Origin of the sequence: Bacillus cereus group sp. Bce019 (genome assembly GCF_051781745.1) — a bacterium.
Classification (GTDB): domain Bacteria; phylum Bacillota; class Bacilli; order Bacillales; family Bacillaceae_G; genus Bacillus_A; species Bacillus_A cereus.
In genome coordinates, this window is the sequence record NZ_JBPWJX010000001.1 from 25,334 (window position 1) to 44,635 (window position 19,302).

A 19,302-nucleotide genomic window follows, 5' to 3' on the forward strand; every position below is an offset into this window, starting at 1 on the left:
TTGAGAATTGCTGTAATTGGAGCAATGGAAGAAGAAGTACGTATTTTACGTGACAAATTAGAACAAGCAGAGACAGAAACGGTTGCAGGTTGTGAATTTACGAAAGGGCTATTAGCAGGGCATGAAGTAATCTTGTTAAAGTCTGGTATTGGTAAAGTAAACGCAGCGATGTCAACGACAATTTTATTAGAAAAATATAAGCCTGAAAAAGTAATTAATACTGGCTCAGCTGGTGGATTCCATCATTCTCTAAACGTTGGTGATGTAGTTATTTCCACTGAAGTTCGTCACCATGACGTAGATGTAACAGCATTTAACTATGAATATGGTCAAGTACCAGGAATGCCGCCTGGATTTAAAGCTGATGAGGCGTTAGTTGCATTAGCTGAGAAATGTATGCAGGCTGAAGAAAATATTCAAGTTGTAAAAGGTATGATTGCAACAGGTGATTCATTTATGAGTGATCCGAACCGTGTTGCAGCAATTCGTGATAAATTTGAAAATCTTTATGCGGTAGAAATGGAAGCAGCAGCTGTTGCACAAGTATGCCACCAATATGAAATTCCGTTTGTTATCATTCGCGCACTTTCTGATATTGCTGGTAAAGAATCAAATGTTTCATTTGATCAGTTTTTAGATCAAGCAGCTCTTCATTCTACAAACTTTATCGTAAAAGTGTTAGAAGAGTTAAAGTAATGTAACAAAAAGGCAACTGTCTCATATAAAGAAAATACATACAGTTGCCTTTTCTTTATTGGCAAACAAGGGGGAGAACACGATGAATGTATATCGTGGAGTTCATGAGTTAATTGGTCATACACCAATTGTAGAAATTACTCGTTTTTCACTTCCAACAGGGGTCCGTTTATTTGCAAAGCTTGAATTTTATAATCCAGGCGGAAGCGTTAAGGATCGTTTAGGAAGAGAATTAATCGAAGATGCGCTAGAAAAAGGGCTTGTTACCCAGGGTGGAACAATTATTGAACCGACTGCTGGGAATACTGGTATTGGACTGGCACTTGCAGCATTAGAACATGATTTACGTGTTATTGTTTGTGTACCAGAGAAATTTAGTATTGAAAAACAAGAATTAATGAAAGCACTAGGTGCAACTGTCGTGCATACACCGACTGAGCAAGGAATGACCGGTGCAATTGCTAAAGCAAAAGAGTTAGTAAATGAAATACCGAATTCATACTCTCCAAGTCAGTTCGCAAATGAGGCAAATCCTCGTGCATATTTTAAAACATTAGGACCTGAACTGTGGGACGCATTGAATGGAGAGATTAACATATTTGTTGCTGGAGCAGGAACTGGCGGTACGTTTATGGGGACTGCATCTTACTTGAAAGAAAAAAATATAGATATTAAAACAGTTATCGTAGAGCCAGAAGGATCTATTTTAAATGGTGGTAAGGCTGGTTCACATGAGACCGAAGGAATTGGACTGGAATTTATCCCCCCATTTTTGAAGACATCTTATTTTGATGAAATTCATACGATTTCTGATCGAAATGCATTTTTACGAGTGAAAGAATTAGCGCAAAAAGAAGGACTTCTCGTTGGAAGCTCTTCAGGAGCAGCATTTCATGCGAGCTTACTTGAGGCAGAGAAGGCAGCACCAGGTACAAATATTGTAACCATTTTTCCAGATAGCAGTGAGCGCTATTTAAGTAAAGACATATACAAAGGATGGGAATAAAAAATGAGAGCAAAGACAAAGTTAATTCATGGTATTCGCATAGGAGAACCTTCAACTGGATCTGTAAACGTACCGATTTATCAAACAAGTACGTACAAACAAGAAGCAGTTGGTAAGCATCAAGGATATGAATATTCACGTACAGGTAACCCAACACGTGCAGCTTTAGAAGAAATGATTGCTGTATTAGAAAATGGGCATGCTGGATTTGCATTTGGTTCAGGAATGGCTGCTATTACAGCGACAATTATGTTGTTCTCAAAAGGTGACCACGTTATTTTAACAGATGATGTGTATGGCGGAACATACCGCGTTATTACGAAAGTATTAAACCGTTTCGGTATTGAGCATACATTTGTAGATACAACAAACTTAGAGGAAGTTGAAGAAGCGATTCGTCCAAATACGAAAGCAATTTATGTAGAAACACCAACGAACCCACTACTAAAAATTACTGATATTAAGAAAATATCTACTCTTGCTAAAGAGAAAGACTTATTAACAATTATTGATAACACATTCATGACGCCATATTGGCAGTCGCCGATTTCTTTAGGAGCAGATATTGTGCTTCATAGCGCAACGAAATATTTAGGAGGTCATAGTGACGTAGTTGCAGGTCTAGTAGTTGTAAATAGCTCACAACTAGCAGAGGATCTTCACTTTGTACAAAACTCAACAGGCGGTATTCTTGGGCCACAAGATAGCTTCTTACTACTTCGTGGTTTAAAAACGTTAGGAATTCGTATGGAAGAACATGAAACGAATTCACGCGCTATTGCTGAGTTCTTAAATAATCATCCAAAAGTAAATAAAGTATATTACCCAGGTCTTGAATCACATCAAAACCACGAATTAGCAACAGAACAAGCAAATGGATTTGGTGCTATTATCTCATTTGATGTAGATAGTGAAGAGACATTAAATAAAGTACTTGAGAAATTGCAGTACTTTACACTTGCTGAAAGTTTAGGAGCAGTAGAAAGTTTAATTTCTATTCCATCTCAAATGACACATGCATCAATCCCAGCTGATCGCCGCAAAGAATTAGGAATTACAGATACATTAATTCGTATTTCTGTCGGTATTGAAGATGGTGAAGATTTAATTGAAGATTTAGCACAAGCGTTGGCATAATAAAAAAATGCACTGCTCTATATTAGCAGTGTGTTTTTTTATTACATCATTTTGTGAAATATTTCACAAAATAGACATACACAAACGAAATGATTTCATGTATATTGAATTCAGGAAATGTTACTCACGAACAAACTTGTGAAACATTTCACAAATAATTAAATTCATGTAGGAAAGCATCTCTATTTTTTTATGTTAATAGGGACTTATTTTGACCTATAGGGACATATAAGGACCGTTATAGTAGAATAGGAGGAAATTTACATGGTAGTCAAAGAGAAAGTTGTAAATGAAATGCAGGAAGTAAAAAAGATGATTGATACGCTAGTAAATAATGGTCAACAAGCTTTACAAGCATTAGAAAGTTTTACACAAGAGGAAATTGACAACATTGTTCATGAAATGGCATTAGCAGGTGTTGATCAACATATGCCGCTAGCAAAATTGGCAGTTGAAGAAACTGGCCGTGGTGTATATGAAGACAAATGCATTAAAAATATTTTTGCCACTGAATATATTTGGCATAGTATAAAGCAAGATAAAACGGTAGGAATTATTCACGAAGATTCTCATGAAGAAATAATAGAAATCGCGGAACCTGTCGGTGTGGTAGCTGGGGTAACGCCAGTAACGAATCCAACGTCGACAACAATGTTTAAAGCGTTAATTGCGATAAAAACAAGAAATCCAATTATTTTCGCATTTCATCCTTCCGCACAAAAATGTTCTGTGGCAGCGGCGAAAACAGTATATGATGCAGCGATGAAAGCTGGTGCACCAAAACACTGTATTCAATGGATTGAAAGACCGTCTGTTGAAGCGACGAAACAATTAATGAATCATGATGGTGTAGCACTTGTTCTAGCAACTGGAGGCGCTGGTATGGTTAAATCAGCTTACTCTACTGGAAAACCAGCGTTAGGCGTTGGTCCTGGTAATGTACCGTGTTATATAGAAAAATCAGCACATGTAAAACGAGCTGTTAATGATTTAATTTTATCGAAAACATTTGATAATGGTATGATTTGTGCATCGGAACAAGCAATCATTGTCGATAAAGAAATCTATGATGATGTTAAAACAGAAATGATTGAAAACAATTGTTATTTTGTAACAGAAGAAGAAAGAAAAAAATTAGAAAAGCTTGTTATAAATGAAAATACATGTGCAGTAAATAGTGATATTGTAGGGAAATCAGCACAGTATATTGCCGATTTAGTTGGGATTACTGTTCCTGAACATACAAAAATGCTTGTAGCTGAAATTCAAGGTATCGGAGCAGCATATCCGTTATCTCGTGAGAAACTGAGTCCAGTATTAGCTTGTGTGAAGGCGAATTCATTAGAAGAAGGATTTACATATTGCGAAGAAATGTTGAACCTCGGCGGTTTAGGACATTCAGCAGTTATCCATTCTACAAATAAAGATGTGCAAAAGCAATTTGGGTTACGTATGAAAGCTTGCCGTCTCATTGTAAATGCACCTTCATCACAAGGTGGAATAGGGGATATATATAATGGATTTATTCCATCACTTACACTTGGTTGTGGTTCATACGGAAAGAATTCAGTTTCCCAAAATGTAACAGCCACTCATTTATTAAATATAAAAAGGCTGGCAAATAGAAAAAAGAATATGCAGTGGTTCAAATTGCCACCAAAAATTTATTTTGAAAAACATGCTACAGCTTATTTAGCAAATATGCCTAACATTTCACGTGCATTTATTGTAACGGACCCTGGAATGGTTGAACATGGCTATGTCGATACAGTCGCGCACTATTTAAACAAGCATGCAAATGATGTGAAAGTTGAAGTTTTCTTTGAGGTCGAACGAGATCCATCAGATGAAACTGTTTTTAAAGGTGCGGAAATGATGAGAAGCTTTAAGCCAGATGTAATTATCGCACTTGGTGGTGGTTCAGCTATGGATGCAGCAAAAGGAATGTGGTTATTCTATGAGCATCCAGAAACGACATTCTATGGTATTAAACAGAAGTTTTTAGATATAAGAAAACGTACATGTAAATATCCGGAATTAGGAAATAAGGCGCAGTTTGTTGCGATTCCAACGACATCAGGAACGGGATCAGAAGTGACACCATTTGCGGTTATTACAGATAAGAAAAATAATATAAAGTATCCGCTCGCAGATTATGAATTAACACCAGATGTAGCAATTGTTGATCCGCAATTTGTAATGACAGTACCACCACATGTAACAGCAGATACTGGTATGGATGTTTTAACACATGCAATTGAGGCGTATGTGTCTGTTATGGCAAATGACTATACAGATGGATTAGCATTAAAAGCTATTGATCTCGTATTCAAATATTTACCGAGAGCATATAAAGATGGAAATGATGAAGAAGCAAGAGAAAAAATGCATAACGCTTCTGCAATTGCAGGTATGGCATTTGCAAATGCTTTCCTCGGTATTAATCACAGCTTAGCACATAAGATTGGACCAGAATTCCATATTCCGCACGGACGCGCAAATGCCATTCTAATGCCGCACGTAGTCCGTTATAATGCTATTAAGCCAAGAAAACACGCATTGTTCCCAAAATATGAGCACTTTGTGGCAGATGAAAGATATGCACATATAGCGAGAATGCTCGGGCTTCCAGCAAGCTCGGTAGCAGAAGGGGTGGAATCACTCGTCAAAGCAATTATTGAGCTTGGAAAAAGCTTAAATATTAACATGAGTATTGCAGGACAAGGAGTAGATAAAGAGCAATTTGAAGAGGTTGTTGGAGTATTAGCAGAAAGAGCTTTTGAAGATCAATGTACAACTGCTAATCCAAAGTTGCCGCTTATTTCAGAACTGAAAGAAATTTATATGGAAGCATATAAAGGTGAATAATGATTAAAAAAGAGCCGCAGTAAAGCGGCTCTTTTTTTATTGGAAAACATCTCCCAGAATGGCTGTATTTACTGGTCTTTCAGTTTCATAGAATATGATACAGTGAAATGGAGGAGTGAGAATATAATGAAAGAATTAAAAGGAAAAATAGAAGACTATACTCGGTTCGGACAAATTCTTCTCGCTGTAAGTACATTGTTAATGGTTGGTTTGTTGATTCCGAATGGAGCAAAAGAGACAATCCAATTTTTTGTTATGATGGGGAGCGTCGTTATATTTTTAAGTTTATCGTTCTTTTTCTTTCAGCGTGTGAAAGTGATGCGTGACCAGCTAGAGGAAAATGAATGTGAATAATATTGTTAACTAGAGCGTGGCGAAAAGAAAAAATCTTTTTGTCACGCTTTTTGTTTTTTGTAGAAAAATGTATGCGTTTCGTGTTGACAATGATAATCCTTATCAATTAAAGTAGAATAGTAGTTAATGATTATCATTATCAATTAGAGGTGAAGGAATGAAAAAATCTATTACGCTATTTACAGCGATTTTATCTATTTTTTTCTTGTTAATAGGTTGCAGTGCCAAAGGGGACGAAAAAGCGTCTGCAACCAAAACAGAAAAAGGAAAAGAGAAAATCGAAATTACCGACCTATCAGGAAGAAAGGTAACATTCGATAAAGTGCCAGAAAGTTTTGCAACATTAAGTCTGGGGGACATGGATATTATTCATGCTTTAGGTGGAAAAATAGTAGGTCGCCCGGATACGAAATTAACTCTTCCAGAGGAGTTAAAGAAAGCACAAGTAATTGGGAATGCACATCAACCGAATTTTGAGCAAATTGCTAGTTTAAAGCCCGATGTACTTGTTGCTAACAATGGATTCCAAAAGAATGTGCCAACGGTTGAAGGACAAGGAACGCAAGTTATCATTTCTTCTGCGAATTCTGTACAAGATATTCAAAAGAATATTGAATTATATGGAACGGTAATGAAGAAAGAAGATAAAGCAAAAGAAATTAATCAAAAAATGAATGATCAAATGAAGAAATATGAGAAAAAGAGCGATGTGAAAGCATTGCTAGTGTATGGCGCACCAGGTACTTATTTAGCGGCATTACCAACATCTTTATCAGGTGATATTTTAGAAAAAACAGGCGGAAAAAATATTGCTTCTGATTTTCCAGAAACGAAAGAATATCCGCAATATGCACAGCTAAGTGTAGAACGTATTATTGAGGCGAATCCAGATGTGATTTATTTAATTACACACGGAGATCCAAAAAGTGTGAAAAAAGCATTCGAAGGCGAAATGATGAAAAATGAAGCGTGGAAAAATTTAGAGGCAGTAAAACAAAACCGCGTAGTTATTTTGCCACCTGATTTATTTGGATCTAATCCTGGTACAAAAGTTACAGAAGCAATGGACTTTATGTATAAAAGTATACAAGATGTAAGGAAATGATACGTATGGAAAGTAGTGAAGTAGTAAGAGAAAAGGAACATCCTTTTGCGAAAAAAAGATGGATAATAGCAGTTACTTTAGTTATATTAACAATCCTAGGTCTCTTGTACGGTCTTTTCGCAGGAAGTTTATCCTTTTCTATACGAGATATTTTAACAGGTATACAAGAGGAAGGTTCGACAGTTCATCGAATTGTATGGGATCTTCGCATACCGAGAGTGCTTATTGGGTTTATAGTAGGAACATGTTTAGCTGCATCTGGTACACTGCTACAAGGGGTTATGAGAAACCCTCTTGCAGATCCTGGTATTATCGGAGTTTCATCTGGAGCAGGCCTTGTAGCAATTGTCATCATGATTTTATTCCCACAGCATCTAGCTTTTTTACCACTAGGGGCGTTTTTAGGAGCTTTCATAACAGCGATGGTTATTTATGCTTTATCATGGCAAAAAGGGGCACCACCTTCAAGAATCGTCTTAGTAGGGGTGTCGATCAATGCATTAATTGGTGCAGCAACGTCAGCATTAATGTTATTACATAGTGACAAAGTACAATCGGTGTTACCGTGGTTAGCGGGCGGTATTGGTGGTGTAAGTTGGGCACATTTAAACATGATTATTTATTATGCAATATTCGCCATTATATTAGCTTTCTTTGGTATTAAGCATATTCGAGTGTTAATGCTTGGAGATGAAATGGCAAAGTTATTAGGACATAATGTGGAAAAAAGTCGGTTTTATTTAATCGTAGTAAGTACATTATTAGCTGGAATTGCAGTAAGTGTGTCTGGTCTTATTGGATTTGTCGGTCTTGTCGTACCACATATGCTACGTTTATTAGTTGGAAATGATTATAGATATTTGCTACCTTTATCATGCCTTGGCGGCGGGGTATTACTTGTTTTTGCGGATGCAATAGCTCGAAGTTGGTTTGACCCAATCGAATTGCCTGTTGGTATTTTACTGTCCTTCTTAGGTGGTCCGTTCTTCTTATATTTAATTCATAGAGGAGGAAAACAAAGTGATTTCCGTTAACAAAGTGTTTTACGCACACTCTGAAAGATTTCAAATGCAAAATATGAATGTACATATTAAGGCTGGAGAAATCGTTAGTTTAGTTGGTCCGAATGGATCGGGAAAATCTACTTTGCTTCGTTTAATAGCAAGGCTACTGAAACAAAGCGAAGGGGACATCATTTTAGATGGGAAAAATATTCATATGATGAAGAGTGCTGATGTAGCGAAGCAATTAGCAATGTTACCACAAATGCATGATCATCAATTAGATTTAACAGTGAAAGAACTAATTGAGTTCGGAAGAGGTCCACATAAATCATGGAGTAGCCGCTTAAATAAAGAAGATGAAGAAATTGTTGATTGGGCATTGTCTGTTACAAATCTTGAAGGGTATGAATATCGTCTTTTACATTCTTTATCAGGAGGGGAACGGCAACGTGCTTGGATTGCGATGACGTTAGCGCAACGTACAAATGTCTTATTATTGGATGAACCAACAACCTTTTTAGATATCGTTCACCAGTTGGAAGTAATGGAACTTGTGAAACGATTAAATGAGGAGTTTGGAATGACAATTATAATGGTTTTACATGACATTAACCAAGCTGCTCAATATAGCGATCGTTTACTTGTATTAAAGCGAGGAAAGATTCAGTATGATGGTATACCAGAAGAAGTACTATGCCATGAAATGTTTCAACATGTATTTGGCATAGATGTAGATATTTTTCAAGGAAGTGACAAGCCTTTTTTTACACCGAAACGAATTTCTAAAAGGGGAGAAGAGCGATGCAAACAGAAGAGCGTATTACCACGGAATTAGTAAGAGAATTTGTTATGGCAGCTCACGGGGATTTAGAGAAAGTACAAGAGCTATTGGTTGAATCACCAAGCTTACTTCACGCCTCTTATAATTGGGGTGGATCAGATTGGGAAAGTGCGTTAGGCGCATCGGCACATGTAGGTCGTAAAGATATTGCTCTTTATTTACTAGAAAAGGGTGCTCGGATGGATATTTTTGCAGCAGCTATGCTTGGTGAATTAGAAGTTGTACAAGCTATTTTAGTAGCTCAACCAGAAGCATTGCGTGCATCTGGCCCTCATGGTATTTCTCTTCTTCAACATGCACGAATGGGTGGAGAGAAATCTAAGTGTGTATATGATTATTTAGCAATACTATCTTAATGAACGAAGGAAGTTCTTATGTGCGGTAAACTTTTCACTTGAAACAATTGGAAAGTTTACCGCCCGTTAGAACGGGATAAGTATCTAGTATATTTGAAAATCCTACACCCCCCTCAATTGTAGTTTTCTTTATGCTAGTTATGATATGGATGCAGTGGACAATAGTTGTCTACTGCTTTTTTTAGTTATTTAGAATGAATATTCTGAATTTTATCGTTGGTTCATTTATCCCGCTATTTTCCAGGCAGTAAGACTCTCGCCTAAAAATTCAGTTAAAGAAAAGAAGTTAGACGGGAGATCCACTGCCCGTAAACGTCGGATTGGTAAAGGCTAATAATCAGTGGGGTGAACAAAATTCCCCACTGATTAAAGTTTCACTTTATAATAAATAGTAACATACCGTATACATACAAAACATGATCGTGAAATGAAGAATAAATTAGTGGAAAGGAGTGCCAGCATGTTTCATACAGAACGTTTACAAATTCGCAAATATACAATGGATGATTTACAGTTCTACGCTTCACTATGGGGGAACGAGAAGGTAATGCGTTATATTGGAAATGGGACATTAAAAACATATATGCAGTGTAAAAAAAGTCTGGAGGAATGGGTGATTCCTAGCTATAAAAACGGTCTCGGTTTATTTGTATTGATTGAAAAGGAAACGGGAACAAGAATTGGTCATGCAGGGCTGGTAAAGCAGAAAATAGATGGAAAAGAGGAAATTGAAATTGGTTATTGGTTACTTCCTCAGTATTGGGGAAAAGGGTATGCAAAAGAAGCGGCGGCAGCATTTCGTGACTATGGTTTCCAAGCATTACGAATGAATAAATTAATTTCTCTTATTAATCCGAATCATCCTGCCTCAATATTTGTTGCTAGAAAAACTGGGCTCAGCTACGAGAAAACAACGTCATTTCATGGAATTGATGCTCTAGTTTATTCTATTAAGCGTGTTGGATGAAAAAATTACTTTTTTAAAGGTAAATTGCATTTTTTGAAGAATGGTATATGAAAATAAAGGGAGGGGTTACATGTACATTTATCATAATGGACTTATTATTCGTGAGGGAACGAGTAGTGTACCAGCATATGCAATTAAAGCTTTATTTGAAGATGCCGGTTGGAGTAATGATAATATCCCTTCTTGGCAAATTGAAAAATTTACGATAGCATTCGAAAATTCAACATGGGCTTTCACAATTTGGGATGAGGAAGAGATGATTGCGATGGTTAGAGTCATTTCTGATGGAATTATGATTGCGAACATAGTAAATTTAGTTGTGAAGTGTGAATATAGAGGGAAGGGATTAGGTAAGAAGCTTGTAGCTCTTTGCCTGCAAAAACTTCCCCACGGTGATTGGTTTGCGCATACATCAGCGAACAATTTTGATTTTTATAGAAGCTGTGGATTTGAAGTTAGAGAGCTATCGAGAAATGGAACATGTGCGTATTATGGATATCAAGTCGCAAAAAGAGATGGTCACCGATAAATGAATGGAAAGTAAAAAAGTATAGCGAGGTAATTTTGAAACTTTTGATAATAGAGAATGGATTGAGGCCCGTTTTATGATAAAATAAAAGAAAATTCTGTTTATTATTAGGGGGATAAAAATGAGTGTAAAAGCTGGGGATGTATTTAAATATGAAAGAAGATTTACTGAGGAAGAAGTTTTTGAATTTGCAAATATTACCGGTGATAAAGGTAGACACCATGTGGAATACGATGAAAATGGAAGATTAATGGTTCATGGTTTATTGACTGCTAGCATTGGGACGAAAGTGGGAGAAGAGTTACATTACATAGCAAGAGAATTAGTAAGTGAGTTTATTAGACCAGTTTTCACAGGAGATACGATCACTTGTGAACTAACTTTAACAAATGTTGAGCAAATGGAAGGCTATAAAAAAGTTTCAATCGAGTCAGTTTATCGCAATCAGCATGAAAAGACTGTACTAGTTGGGACAAGTTATGGAATTATAAGGGGATAAAAAGAAGCCTGTTTAACAGGCTTCTTTTTTATTATTTAGTAAACACGTTTTCGATTTTCTGCATAACTAGAGATGAGTAATAATGCAGTTTCTTCTCCTATATTACGAACAATATGAGGAACGCATGCATTCCATGAGAAAGAATCACCTTCTTCTACAATTGCAATATCTTCACCGTGCTGAACTTCTAATTTTCCGCGTAATACAAGGTGACATTCTTCCCCTTCATGGGCATTTGGTGAATTTTCTTTCGGGAATCCAGTAGGGATTTCTACTAAAGATAGGCGAAGGCCCCCTTGCTCCGCAACATGTTCAATTCTTTGCTCATCTTTGCCGTATACACTGTATTTCCGTTCTTCTTTTTTGACAATTTTTAATCGATCTTTTTGCTCTAACAATAAATAGGGAAGGGGAACGTTTAAAAAATTAGAGATCGTTTCTAAAGTTGAGATAGATGGTGATGTTTTATTATTTTCAACCTGACTCATAAATCCTTTAGAAAGACCTGTTCCCTCACAAATTTGTGCGATTGTTATGCCCCTACGTTGACGAATTTCACGTATTGCAGAACCAATATTCATAAAATCAAGCTCCTTTTTGTAAACAACTATTTGTATCATAGCAAAAAAAATATATTTTTTCCCAGTGAAAATGAATTGACGAATAAAAAAAATTAGTGTATGTTTTGTAATGTGAATAAAAGTTTTGTATAAGAAAACTATAAAGGAGAGAAAGAAATGAATCAACATATTGGTAACTTAATTATTCGTATTGTGTTAGGGGTAACATTCTTCATGCACGGTTTAACAAAATTCCAATCAGGAATTGACAATATTGCAGGGTGGTTTACAAGCATTGGTTTACCAGGAGGACTTGCATACGGTGTAGCAACATTTGAATTAGTTGGAGGCCTATTATTAATTCTAGGTTTAGGTGTAAGATATATTGGATTATTATTTGCGCTTGTTATGGTTGGAGCAATCGTAAAAGTGAAATGGTCAGCTGGTTTATTGGGAGATGGAAAAAATCCTGGTTTCGAATTAGAACTTGCATTATTAGCAATGGGTGCATATTTATTTGTTGCAAAAGCTGATGGTTTTGTAGATAATTTCTTAAAAGAAAAAATGTCAAAGAAGAACTAATTTAAATGGGGGGCTAACAAGATGAGTTTTCAACTTCATCCCGATACAACACTTGATGTTGTTCATTTATACGTATCTAATGTAAAGAAATCACTAGAGTTTTATACGGAAGTACTAAGTATGAAGGTGCTAAGAGAAGAAGAAGCAGTCGTTACATTTGGGAATGAAAATGATGAACCACTTCTTATCATTGAAGAAAAGAAAGAAGCTTTTCCGAAGCAAAGAGGAAGAACAGGGTTATATCATTACGCAATTTTATTACCAAGTAGACAGGATTTAGCGAATGTTCTTCGTCATCTTGTAGAGATGGTATATCCACTACATGGCGGAGCCGATCATTACTTTAGTGAAGCTCTTTATTTAGCTGATCCAGATGGAAACGGGATTGAAATTTATCATGATCGACAAAAAGAAGTTTGGCGTGATGAGAATGGAGAACTCCCATTTGTTAGTAACCCGTTAGCAGGTGAAGAATTATTACAGCAAGGAAGTACATGGAATGGCTTTCCAGCTGGTACTGTGATGGGGCATATTCATTTTCATGTAGCTGATTTAGAGGAAGCGAAACGTTTCTATGTTGATGGTCTTGGTTTTGAAGTAACGATTCCATCTCGTAATGGAGCATTGTTCGTATCTGCAGGTGGTTATCATCACCATATCGGTTTAAATACATGGCAAGGTGAAGGGGTACCACCGCAAATGCCAGGTTCTGTTGGTTTGAAATATTTCACAGTTGTACTAGCGAATGAAAAACAAAAAGAGCAAGTATGTGAAAGCTTAAAAAATATTGGCAAGATTGCTACGTACAAAGATGGAATATTACAAGTCGAGGATCCATTTGGACATTGTATCCATTTCAAAATAAAAGGAGAAGCCTAAAAAGGCTTCTCCTTTTATTTTCTTATAATTGCGTTTTCGTTTTGTAAAAATAGTTCATCAAATTGTTTTGCAAGCTCAAAATCTAGTTTCGTTAAACCTTTTGCATTCCAAGATGACAAAGTAATAATAACTGCTTTATACTGGATAAGGATAAATGGATGGTGATTATGTTCTTCTGATAGTTTGGCGGCTTCAGAGACAAATTCGACTCCTTTTAAGTAGTCGGAAAACATATATTTTCGTTCAATCCATTTCTCATCTTTTACCATCCATTTATCTACCTTCAATAATTCCTCGTGAACTTCTTCTTCAGTTAATCTTAGCATCATTTTTCACATCCTTTACTGGAAGTAACGCAAGACCATTGTTAATAAGGCGTGTTACAGCTTCGTCAGTTGTGAAAGTAGAAAGTTGATGTAGTAATGCTGCAGATGTTTCATGCCCTTTGTTATGCTCTAAAAGTAACTCTAATACTTCAAGGCGCAGCAACCATTCTTTCGCATAAAATTTATTTAATACTTCTTGAATTGCTACTAATTGATCGATATGCGCTTCGTGTAAAATCCCCTCACTTCGAATATCTCGAACTGTTTGATACATACGTTCAAGTTCATTCAGTACAAGTGGAGCAGGAATTTCTTGAACTTCTTCATCCATTGGGAAAAATGCTGCTGCATCTGCGGCACCTGGGAATACTGAAGTGATTTGTGAGCCAACAGCCATATCAAATGCGCCCCATGAAGCATCAAATAAAACGCGGGCATTATAAGTAACTGTGCAATTGATAAAGGAAATAAGAGCAATTTTCTTATCGTTTTTTACAATATCTGTTACTGTTCCTTTTACATGAATACCACTTGCAAAAGTAAACTCAGCGATAGTTCCAATTGTAATTCCTAATGATTGTAGTTGTTCGTCTGTACAATTTTCTAATGCAATATTTTCAGTGAGTAATCCAATTGGTGTTCCAAATCCGTCACTGTGTACAGAAGTAGAATGATTTGCTAACTGTTTATTATGAAGTGCTAATGCCGTTGGCGAATTTGTTCGCATGTAAATTAATTCACCTGCATCGTTTTCAATTGTCTCGCTAAATGTACCTGTAATTTGTAATCCACTATTTAGCTCAGCTGTGGCATAGTTCTCAGAGCGAATTGCTTTTTCTAAACCTTCTTTTCCACCTGTTTTAAAGGCCATTGTTTTAGAAAATGTTTCAAGCGCATCTGTTAATTCTTCAAAGGATTCACAAACAAATAGTTGTGGTTGCATTTTTGTTACGTCATAAGTTGTCCCTATACATGCTTCGATAGAAAATGGAACCTTTTCTACAGCGTCTGTTAAGCAATGTTTGCTTTCGCCAACAGAAGAAAGGAGACCAGCACCATATATCTTTGGATCATCTATATTTCCGATCAATCCATATTCTACTGTCCACCAGAAAAGACGTGAAATTTGTTCAGCTTCTGATAAACCAGAAACTAAGTTTTGTTTTTCAATTACAGCATTTTCAGCAGCCTTAACTTCATCAGGAGTAGAAGTAGGGCTTTCTTTTACTATCGTTAATGTACGAACAGCTTCAAATGCATCATGTTCTTCTTTTGTAGAGAAAGCTTTTGCACCAATTTGCCCAAAACGTTTCACATATTTTGCATATGTAGGATCAAGTAAAATCGGTGCGTGTCCTGCGGCTTCGTGTACGATATCTGGCGCTGGTGTGTACTCGATATTTTCTACTTTCCGAATATCTGTTGCGATCGGTAGTAATCCGTGTCCTTGGAAATCGAAGAATGCTACGCCGGGAATAAGTCCGTCAATCGTTACAGCACCCCAGCCACTTGGTGCCAAACACTCATTCATTTCTTCTACTTTTGGAATTGAATCTATATTAATACCAGATGATTGTAGTCCGTTCACATAGGCTGGATGAGCAACGTCTTTTAAGAAGCTATGATTTTGTCTCATAATATAACGCCACACAGCGTGATTCACCGGTGTGTATTGATCATAATGTTGTGTGGATACGAATGGTTTTAAATGTGATGGAATTTCTGTTTTCTTTGTCATTTAGACATCCTCCTTTTTTTCAATAAAATTGAATATCGATTTCGTATAGCTTGTATCACCTCCTTTCATTTTTGTAAGCGCTTATAAAATTTTATCATAAGATTCGGAATTATTTAACATCTGTTTCTGTGAGAAATAGAAAAAGCCCCTATCGGACTTTCCGATAGGGGCGAAAGAATCGCGGTACCACCCTATTTGTAAGTGAAAATATACTTACATCTCAATTAATGATAACGGAAAAATTCCGTCTTTTCCTTCATGCATAAAAGCACTACGAAAAAGAAGCTCCAGAATTGTAATTCATACTTATATATGTGCTAATTTCCACCGACCATTAGCTCTCTGTAACAGGGATATAAGATACTACTGCGATTCTTTCAACGCGTATATATGAAATTGTGTAAGAGGATGGACGCAAAAAAGTCCCTATCGGAAAATCCGATAGGGACGATAAAAATCGCGGTACCACCCTATTTGTAAACAACTAATTGTTTACCACTCACTTTACGATAACGGAAAGATCCGTCTTTCTCTTCATGCATAAAAAGCATTACGGGAAAGAAGCTCCAGAATTGTAATTCACGCTTGTATATGTACTGATTCGCACCAACCATCAGTTCTCTGAGACAGTGATATAAGTCGCTACTAGTATTCCTTCAAAGCCGATATATAATTCGTTCAACTAAACTATGTTTTGTATTATAAAACTATATTAAAAAAATTGTCAACAAAAATTTTTTATCCCGTGTTAATGAGCAGTAAAATTCCTACCTCAAAATTCGGTTGGAGTAAAGAAGTGAGAGGGGAGATTAACTGCCCGTAACTCCCGATTGGTGAAGGCTAATAATCAGTGGGGATGAACGAAATCTCCACTGATTAAAGTTTCACTTTATTTCACTTCTAAATTAACAGTTAAATTAGAGGTATTGCCAGCTGCATCAGTTGCTACAATGTGAATAGTATTTTTTCCTTCTTGTAATTGAGTACGATCGAAATAAATGTCATAGCTTTTCTCCCAAGGGTTCAGGAATGCTTGGTCCCATACACCATTTCCGTTAATTTCATATTGCATTCTCACTGGAATACCAGGTGCTATCCAACCAGATTCTGACATCCAATCTAGTAGAATATCATCAACTTTTCCTCTAATTACGAGATTTTCTTGGTCAACTTCGTATGTTAACTTAGGTGCAGTTCGATCAAGAAATACAGCAGCTGTTTGTTTTGTTTCTCCGCCAGAATTAGAAGCAACTGCTTCGATTTGATATAGCCCGTCAGCTAAAGGAGTTCCATCGGTTTTTGTACCATTCCATTTGAAAGGTTTGTATCCAGGAGTTGCATTTTTAGCTTGATGGATAATCCCTTGATACGTTACACGTTCTTTCGTAACTAAATTTGCATGCAATGTTACATCATCCACAGGCGCAACTAAATAGTAGTTGATGAGATTATCATCTAGTACGTGGTCGCCATTTGGGCTAAAAGTAGAATTAATAATTTCAAGTCCATCGATACGTTTATAATCTTTAGGATCGATACTAAATGTGAATGGAATTCGAATTTCTTCTTTTGCCCCTTGTTCTTTTACATATACATTTCCAGTATACACACCTTGTGGTAGTGAGCTATCTACAGTGATAGTAAATGGTTTTTCGGTACTACTATTTGGTTGAATGCTAATCGATGAAGGGACAGAAGCTTTTACTTTTGTGTTTGTGTTTGCATCTAGTAACTCCACACGAGTTGAAAAACTTTTCTTTTTACTAGAAAGGTTTTGTAATGTAACATTTTGCGTCAGTTTTACTTTTCCGCTATTTGGCTTAATAAGACCAAAGCTGACATTGTTAGGTTTTACTAATACATTTGTTTGAGCTGCTTTCGGAATGTTAATTAAACCTGATCCTTGTGCCATAACAGGGTATGTATTTTCATTGACATCATGTAATGTTTTTGCATTGTTAGCAAGAGCCGCTTTCAATTGTTCTGTCGTCCAATCAGGATGCATTTGACGCAAGAGGGCAACCGCTCCAGCTACTTGCGGAGCAGCCATACTTGTTCCGTTATGCGATTCATAGCCGCCTCGCGGTACTGTACTAGTAATTTGTACTCCAGGTGCAACAACATCAGGCTTTATTAGCCAACTTCCTTGTGATGGTCCTCTTGAACTAAAGTTACCGATAAGTTCTGTTTGCTTTGGTTGTCCAATTTTTATATTTTTCTTTCGTTTTGTAATTAAAGTTTTTAATTCTTCCCCATTTGTATTTGATAATTGCATTACTGGGACAGCTAGATGTTCACGTGAAAAATATTCCGGCATCATATTAATTTCTTTTTCGCTAGAGATTAATAACACACCAAGTGCCCCAGCTTGCTTCGCTTGTTCTGCTTTTACTAATGTACTAGAAGTACCTTGTAAAATAAGTGCGAATTTCCCTTTCACATCTTGTTTTGCATAATCACTTGGATTGCCATAACCAACGTATACAAGAGGGGAATCATTTCCTATTGGAAAATCGGATTTTGATAACGGTAACCCTTGATATGTTTTGCTGGAACCAGCTACTTGGAATGTTGGAAACGGGATAGAAACCGTAGATGCTCCAACAGAAATGACACTACTTGCGTTACCGGGAGCATCAACAGACCAAGGTTTTGGTCCGTCATTTCCATTTGAAACGACAGTAGTAACACCAAGTTTCGCTGCTCGTTCTAACGTTAATGTTACAGGCTGATCAGGTACATTTAAATCCTGCCCAAGGGAGAGGTTTAACACATCTGCACCATCTTGAATCGCTCGCTCAATCCCTTGGATAATATCATCTGTTGTACCAGTTCCACCGTCATTCATTACACGATAGGCTAGAATAGAAGCGTTTGGAGCAACGCCTTTAATTTTTCCATTACCCGCAATAATTCCAGCTACATGAGTACCATGTACGTTACCATCCATTGGATCGCTATCTTCATCAACCGTGTCATATCCACCGATATAATTTGCCTTTAAGTCAGGGTGTGTATAGTCTACGCCAGAGTCGATAATGGCTACTTTCATGCCTTTTCCATCAAGCGGTTTGCCAGATGGATCTTTTAAATTCCACGCTTCAGGTGCACCAATTGTCGGTCCACCGATATTTGGTGCTTCTTCGTTAGTAGTACTTTTTGATGTTTCATGCAATTTATATGTTAAGTTCGGATAGACTGCTTTTACTTCAGGTAAAGAGGCAAGAGAGGTAATTTGATCTCCAGGAACTGAAATAGAGAATCCGGAAAATAACGTATTATACACTTCTTTAATTTTTGCACCAGGTGCTTTTTCTTTTATTTTCTTAGTCGTATCTTCTTGTGCTTTTTTTAGCTCAGCATGATAAGACTGCGCATTACTATTTTGTAAATCTGGAGCATGCTGAATATTACTTTGAGCAGCGAGAGGTGCATGTTGCAATTCTACAATTACTGATATTTCTTTTGTTGTTTTCGTTTCAACATTTTGAGCAATTTTATGTTCTCCCCACTGTTCAATCGTTGTTTTTAATTGTGGACTAAATTGCTTCTCCTTTTGTAGTGATTCAGCATGAGTGCTTAAAGCTCCAAAACTAGAAAAGACAAGCGCCATACTTAATAGTGTAGATGTAGTTTTTTTCATTGATACTCCCCCTAATAAAAAAGTGCCAATATTCAGAAATGGAATCTTACATTTTAGTTAGAACTTATACATATAAATGTTGGCTAAACTATACTTTCGACATAATTCATACCAATCCTCTATGAATTGAAAATTTCTTGGGAAATTTTTTCTGATTATGTCGAATCGATATTTTTCACATATTGTAGGAAGAAAGTGAGGAATGCTATGAG

General features: G+C 36.6%; 18 protein-coding genes and 2 other annotated features. Of the genes, 14 read left to right on the forward strand and 4 right to left on the reverse strand.

The features are described 5' to 3' along the window. The 12 genes from mtnN to ACS2QP_RS00195 all read left to right on the forward strand — a co-directional run bounded on the left by mtnN (window position 1) and on the right by ACS2QP_RS00195 (window position 11,362). Entirely contained in the window at window positions 1-696 is a 696-nt protein-coding gene (gene mtnN, locus ACS2QP_RS00140) for a 5'-methylthioadenosine/S-adenosylhomocysteine nucleosidase (protein WP_001217024.1), read from the forward strand. An 82-nt stretch (window positions 697-778) separates the two neighbouring features. Beyond that, on the forward strand, window positions 779-1,702 hold the full coding sequence (locus ACS2QP_RS00145; RefSeq protein ID WP_001103883.1) for an O-acetylserine dependent cystathionine beta-synthase: 924 nt from the start codon (window positions 779-781) through the stop codon (window positions 1,700-1,702). Window positions 1,703-1,705: 3 nt separating this feature from the next. Then, window positions 1,706-2,839 carry a bifunctional cystathionine gamma-lyase/homocysteine desulfhydrase gene (locus ACS2QP_RS00150; RefSeq protein WP_058840266.1) on the forward strand — a complete coding sequence of 378 codons (1,134 nt, stop codon included), beginning with the start codon at window positions 1,706-1,708 and terminating at the stop codon, window positions 2,837-2,839. A gap of 264 nt (window positions 2,840-3,103) precedes the next feature. Next, window positions 3,104-5,707 (forward strand): bifunctional acetaldehyde-CoA/alcohol dehydrogenase, encoded by a 2,604-nt coding sequence (adhE, locus tag ACS2QP_RS00155; protein ID WP_326263135.1) that lies wholly within the window; start codon window positions 3,104-3,106, stop codon window positions 5,705-5,707. A 126-nt stretch (window positions 5,708-5,833) separates the two neighbouring features. Then, on the forward strand, window positions 5,834-6,061 hold the full coding sequence (locus ACS2QP_RS00160) for a YrhC family protein (protein ID WP_098584550.1): 228 nt from the start codon (window positions 5,834-5,836) through the stop codon (window positions 6,059-6,061). A gap of 157 nt (window positions 6,062-6,218) precedes the next feature. Continuing rightward, window positions 6,219-7,166, forward strand: coding sequence for an ABC transporter substrate-binding protein (locus ACS2QP_RS00165; RefSeq protein ID WP_438882076.1), 948 nt, complete (start codon window positions 6,219-6,221; stop codon window positions 7,164-7,166). A gap of 5 nt (window positions 7,167-7,171) precedes the next feature. Next, window positions 7,172-8,200 carry a FecCD family ABC transporter permease gene (locus ACS2QP_RS00170; RefSeq protein WP_002041831.1) on the forward strand — a complete coding sequence of 343 codons (1,029 nt, stop codon included), beginning with the start codon at window positions 7,172-7,174 and terminating at the stop codon, window positions 8,198-8,200. Continuing rightward, entirely contained in the window at window positions 8,187-9,005 is an 819-nt protein-coding gene (locus tag ACS2QP_RS00175; protein ID WP_326263138.1) for an ABC transporter ATP-binding protein, read from the forward strand. Before ACS2QP_RS00170 ends, ACS2QP_RS00175 begins: the two co-directional genes overlap by 14 nt. Beyond that, window positions 8,972-9,367 carry an ankyrin repeat domain-containing protein gene (locus tag ACS2QP_RS00180; RefSeq protein ID WP_438882077.1) on the forward strand — a complete coding sequence of 132 codons (396 nt, stop codon included), beginning with the start codon at window positions 8,972-8,974 and terminating at the stop codon, window positions 9,365-9,367. The genes ACS2QP_RS00175 and ACS2QP_RS00180 overlap by 34 nt, the downstream gene beginning before the upstream one ends. A 427-nt stretch (window positions 9,368-9,794) precedes the next feature. Further along, window positions 9,795-10,334, forward strand: coding sequence for a GNAT family N-acetyltransferase (locus ACS2QP_RS00185; RefSeq protein ID WP_004408018.1), 540 nt, complete (start codon window positions 9,795-9,797; stop codon window positions 10,332-10,334). A gap of 70 nt (window positions 10,335-10,404) precedes the next feature. Continuing rightward, window positions 10,405-10,863, forward strand: coding sequence for a GNAT family N-acetyltransferase (locus ACS2QP_RS00190; protein ID WP_000276126.1), 459 nt, complete (start codon window positions 10,405-10,407; stop codon window positions 10,861-10,863). A 121-nt stretch (window positions 10,864-10,984) separates the two neighbouring features. Further along, the gene (locus tag ACS2QP_RS00195) at window positions 10,985-11,362 is read left to right on the forward strand and encodes a MaoC/PaaZ C-terminal domain-containing protein (protein ID WP_000111564.1); all 378 of its coding nucleotides are present in this window, start codon (window positions 10,985-10,987) and stop codon (window positions 11,360-11,362) included. 35 nt (window positions 11,363-11,397) lie between these two features. On the opposite strand, the gene ACS2QP_RS00200 is transcribed toward ACS2QP_RS00195, so the two are convergent. Beyond that, the gene (locus tag ACS2QP_RS00200; protein WP_001020693.1) at window positions 11,398-11,943 is read right to left on the reverse strand and encodes a helix-turn-helix domain-containing protein; all 546 of its coding nucleotides are present in this window, start codon (window positions 11,941-11,943) and stop codon (window positions 11,398-11,400) included. Window positions 11,944-12,099: 156 nt separating this feature from the next. Here ACS2QP_RS00200 and ACS2QP_RS00205 point away from each other — a divergent pair, with 156 nt between their 5' ends. Both ACS2QP_RS00205 and ACS2QP_RS00210 read left to right on the forward strand, forming a co-directional pair. Then, a complete protein-coding gene (locus ACS2QP_RS00205) occupies window positions 12,100-12,504 on the forward strand; it encodes a DoxX family protein (RefSeq protein ID WP_001071553.1) in 405 nt (134 codons plus the stop codon). Between the two features lie 21 nt (window positions 12,505-12,525). Next, window positions 12,526-13,383: a VOC family protein gene (locus ACS2QP_RS00210; RefSeq protein WP_000009849.1), complete on the forward strand. Its 858-nt coding sequence runs from the start codon at window positions 12,526-12,528 to the stop codon at window positions 13,381-13,383. Between the two features lie 14 nt (window positions 13,384-13,397). Here ACS2QP_RS00210 and ACS2QP_RS00215 read toward each other — a convergent pair whose 3' ends face one another. From ACS2QP_RS00215 to ACS2QP_RS00225, 3 genes are all read right to left on the reverse strand, one after another. Beyond that, the gene (locus tag ACS2QP_RS00215) at window positions 13,398-13,712 is read right to left on the reverse strand and encodes a 4a-hydroxytetrahydrobiopterin dehydratase (protein ID WP_000979538.1); all 315 of its coding nucleotides are present in this window, start codon (window positions 13,710-13,712) and stop codon (window positions 13,398-13,400) included. After that, window positions 13,693-15,447, reverse strand: a complete 1,755-nt coding sequence (locus ACS2QP_RS00220) for an aromatic amino acid hydroxylase (protein ID WP_119683946.1) — start codon at window positions 15,445-15,447, stop codon at window positions 13,693-13,695. Before ACS2QP_RS00220 ends, ACS2QP_RS00215 begins: the two co-directional genes overlap by 20 nt. Before the next feature lie 162 nt (window positions 15,448-15,609). Then, window positions 15,610-15,837: a binding site (T-box leader), on the reverse strand. Between the two features lie 50 nt (window positions 15,838-15,887). Beyond that, window positions 15,888-16,116 (reverse strand) — a binding site (T-box leader). A gap of 220 nt (window positions 16,117-16,336) precedes the next feature. Beyond that, window positions 16,337-19,090, reverse strand: coding sequence for a S8 family peptidase (locus tag ACS2QP_RS00225; RefSeq protein WP_000754183.1), 2,754 nt, complete (start codon window positions 19,088-19,090; stop codon window positions 16,337-16,339). Between the last annotated feature and the right edge of the window lie 212 nt (window positions 19,091-19,302).